Annotated in this window: 5 protein-coding genes; all 5 read left to right on the top strand. The window is 59.3% G+C overall.

All coding sequences use genetic code 11. The features are described from left to right. Positions 1-206: DUF1178 family protein (locus JWR14_RS32240; protein ID WP_299717549.1), on the top strand; the 206-nt coding region annotated here is incomplete at its 5' end. A gap of 69 nt (positions 207-275) precedes the next feature. Then, on the top strand, positions 276-1472 hold the full coding sequence (locus JWR14_RS32245; RefSeq protein ID WP_299717551.1) for an acyl-CoA dehydrogenase family protein: 1197 nt from the start codon (positions 276-278) through the stop codon (positions 1470-1472). 10 nt (positions 1473-1482) lie between these two features. Continuing rightward, positions 1483-2604, top strand: coding sequence for an acyl-CoA dehydrogenase (locus JWR14_RS32250; protein WP_299717552.1), 1122 nt, complete (start codon positions 1483-1485; stop codon positions 2602-2604). Positions 2605-2635: 31 nt separating this feature from the next. Next, a complete protein-coding gene (locus JWR14_RS32255) occupies positions 2636-3094 on the top strand; it encodes a MaoC family dehydratase (RefSeq protein WP_299717554.1) in 459 nt (152 codons plus the stop codon). Then, positions 3091-3391: MaoC family dehydratase (locus tag JWR14_RS32260; RefSeq protein WP_299717556.1), on the top strand; the 301-nt coding region annotated here is incomplete at its 3' end. The genes JWR14_RS32255 and JWR14_RS32260, both read left to right, overlap by 4 nt.

Genomic DNA, 3391 nt, shown 5'->3' on the forward strand with positions numbered 1-3391 from the left:
TGCAGTTCATGCGGGAAATTCTCGCGAAGACAGAGAACGTGGGCGACCGTTTTGCTGAAGAGGCGCGGCGCATGCATTACGACGAAGCGCCGGCGCGCAATATTCGCGGCGTCGCAACGCCGGAAGATGCGCACGCATTGATGGAAGAAGGCATCGACGTGATGCCGTTGCCCGTGCCGGCCGCACTGAAAGAGCCGCTGCAATAAGCTGAATCAGGTTCAGCCTAGCGCGCGTCTCCTCATGGCCGACCCGGGTCATGACAGGAGACACAGCGCATGGACCTTAATTATTCCCCCGCCGACGACGCATTTCGCGCCGACATCCGCGGCTGGCTCGACGCTAACCTTCCACAGGTTTTGCGGACCAAGGTGCTCGAACACAAACGTCTGAATCGCGACGACTACGCGAGCTGGCACAAGCTGCTGGGCACGCGTGGCTGGTCCGTTGTCGCGTGGCCGAAGGAGTACGGCGGTCCCGGCTGGAACGCGACGCAGCGCCATATCTGGGACGAAGAATGCGCGCGTATCGGTGCGCCCGGCGTGTTGCCGTTCGGGGTATCGATGGTCGCGCCTGTTCTGATGAAATACGGCAGCGACGCTCAAAAATCGTACTACCTCCCGCGCATTCTCGATGGCACCGACTGGTGGTGCCAGGGTTACTCAGAACCCGGATCGGGTTCTGATCTGGCGTCCCTGAGAACGCGCGCTGAACGCCAGGGCGATCACTACGTGGTCAACGGCCAGAAAACCTGGACCACGCTCGGCCAATTCGCCGACATGATGTTCTGCCTTGTGCGTACCGACAGCGGCGCGAAGAAGCAGGAAGGCATATCGTTTCTTCTCATCGATATGAAAACGCCCGGGATCACCGTGCGCCCGATCATCACCCTCGATGAAGACCACGAAGTCAACGAGGTGTTCCTCGAAGACGTGAAGGTGCCGCTTGAGAATCTCGTCGGCGAAGAAAATCGCGGCTGGACCTATGCGAAGTATTTGCTCGGGCATGAACGCACTGGCATTGCGCGTGTGGGGCAATCGAAGCGGGAACTGGTGTTCCTGAAACGGCTTGCCGCGAATCAGAAGAAGGGTGGTGTGTCATTACTCGCCGATCCGGTGTTCTCTTCGAAAATCGCGGCACTCGAGATCGAGATGATGGCGCTCGAAGTCACCGTGCAACGCGTGGTCGCGAGCGAAGCCAACGGCCGCGGGCCGGGGCCGGAGGCATCGATGCTCAAGATCAAGGGCACTGAAGTCCAGCAGGCGTTGACCGAACTCATGGTCGAAGCTATCGGTCCGCAAGCTGCCGCGTTCGATCCCGCGTATCTGGAAGGCGAACGTGAGCACAGCCTTGCCGGCGACGACGATGCCGCGCCGCTTGCCGCGTACTACTTCAACTTCCGCAAGACGTCGATCTACGGCGGCTCGAACGAAATTCAAAAAAACATCATCGCGCAGATGATTCTGGGCTTGTGAGGAACTGCACATGGACTTCAATTTCACCGATGAGCAGCAGCAGTTCAGGGACGCATTGCGCCGGTATCTCGACAACGAGTACACGTTCGATGCACGTCAGAAGATCGTGGCGTCGAAAGAGGGTGTCGATGCCAAGCATTGGACGGCATTCGCCGAACTGGGCTTGACGGCATTACCGGCGCCTGAAGCGCAGGGTGGTTTCGATGGCGGTCCGGCCGATATGCTGGTCGTGATGCAGGAACTCGGACGGTCGCTTGTCGTGGAGCCGTATTGGGCGACGGCGGTGGGTATCGAAGCGTTGCGGCTGGTGGGCGACGACCACGCGAACGCGTTGCTCGAACGCGCTGCCGGAGGCGAGATCAAGCTCGCGGTGGCGTTTCACGAGCCACATGCTCGCTACGACTTGTTCTCGATCGACACCACCGCGCAAGAGAAGGGCGATGGTTTCGTGTTAAGTGGCCGGAAGTCACTGGTCCTGCACGGCGCGCAGGCGGATTACTGGATCGTGCCGGCACGGCTGGCTGGAGAAATCGCATTGTTCACCGTTGCGCGCAACGCGGCGAACGTGGAACTCACCGAGTATCGGACGATTGATGGTCAGCGTGCTGCGACGCTTACGTTCACGGGTACACCTGCGGATCGCCTCGGGAAGGCCAACGTGGGTGCCGCCACGCTTGAGCATATAGCCGACTACGCTACGTTTTTGCTGTGCGCAGAAGCCGTCGGCGTACTCGATGCACTGAATCATGCGACGGTCGAATACACGAAGGAGCGTAAGCAGTTCGGCACGCCTATCGCACGTTTCCAGGCGTTGCAGCATCGCATGGTGGAAATGTTGATCCATGCCGAGCAGGCGCGTTCGATCACTTATCTTGCCGCCGCGCGATACACAAGCGATGACGCCGATGAACGCCGCCGAGCCATTTCCGCGGCCAAGGCGCGAGTGGGTCAGGCAGCGCGTTTCGTTGGTCAGCAGGCGGTGCAACTGCATGGCGGAATGGGCGTGACGAACGAAGTCGCGGCGGCGCATTGGTTCAAGCGTCTGTCGATCATCGAGACAACCTTAGGCGATGTCGATCACCACCTTGCGCGGTTTGCATCGCTGCCCGGATTTGCCGACACTGACGTCTGAATAGTTAATGCATTGAAACAGGAGAGCGGAGATGACGTTCAGCTATGAGGATTTCGAAGTTGGAGCCGTGGCGCAATTGGGCGGTCATACGTTTCTGAAAGAAGAGATTATCGAATTTGCCGGGCGTTACGATCCGCAGCCTTTTCATTTGAGCGAGGCGGGTGGCGAGGCATCGCCGTTTCGCGGGCTGGTCGCGAGCGGCTGGAATACATGTTCAGCAATGATGGGCATCCTGGTGCGCGACATGCTGGCCGATTCCACTTCAATGGGTTCTCCCGGGCTCGACAATATCCGCTGGCTCAAGCCGGTTCGCGTGAACGACACCGTGCGATTGACGGTGCGCGTGTTGAGCAAGCGGGTGTCGGAGAGCAAGCCCGATCGTGGAATTGTCGGCACGCGCTGGGAGGCTTATAACCAGCACGACGAACTGGTATTGACCGTGGATTCAGCGGCTATCTTCGGGCTTCGCCACCCGGGAAACTCGCAATGAAGTTGACGAGCGCAGCGGACGTTAAAGCCGCACAGGGTAGGGTCGAGTATGTGAGCGAGTGGCTGGAAATAGATCAATCACGCGTGAACCGATTCGCCGATGCCACCGACGATCATCAGTGGATCCACGTCGACGTAGAGCGAGCGAACAAAGAATCGCCATTCGGCGGTCCGATTGCGCATGGGTTTTTAACCTTGGCCCTGGTCCCGATGTGGCTTGAGCAATGCGTGCCGTTGCAGCAGAAAATGGGCGTGAACTACGGCATGAACAAGGTGCGGTTCATGTCACCAGTGCGGG

The organism is Caballeronia sp. (genome assembly GCF_028292365.1).
In the GTDB taxonomy this organism is placed as follows: domain Bacteria; phylum Pseudomonadota; class Gammaproteobacteria; order Burkholderiales; family Burkholderiaceae; genus Caballeronia.

What these genes read in the sequence shown, in the direction of transcription:
- JWR14_RS32245 (WP_299717551.1), top strand. Translation starts at nt 276, where the DNA reads ATGGACCTTAATTATTCCCCCGCCGACGACGCATTTCGCGCCGACATC.
- JWR14_RS32250 (WP_299717552.1), top strand. Translation starts at nt 1,483, where the DNA reads ATGGACTTCAATTTCACCGATGAGCAGCAGCAGTTCAGGGACGCATTG.
- JWR14_RS32255 (WP_299717554.1), top strand. Translation starts at nt 2,636, where the DNA reads ATGACGTTCAGCTATGAGGATTTCGAAGTTGGAGCCGTGGCGCAATTG.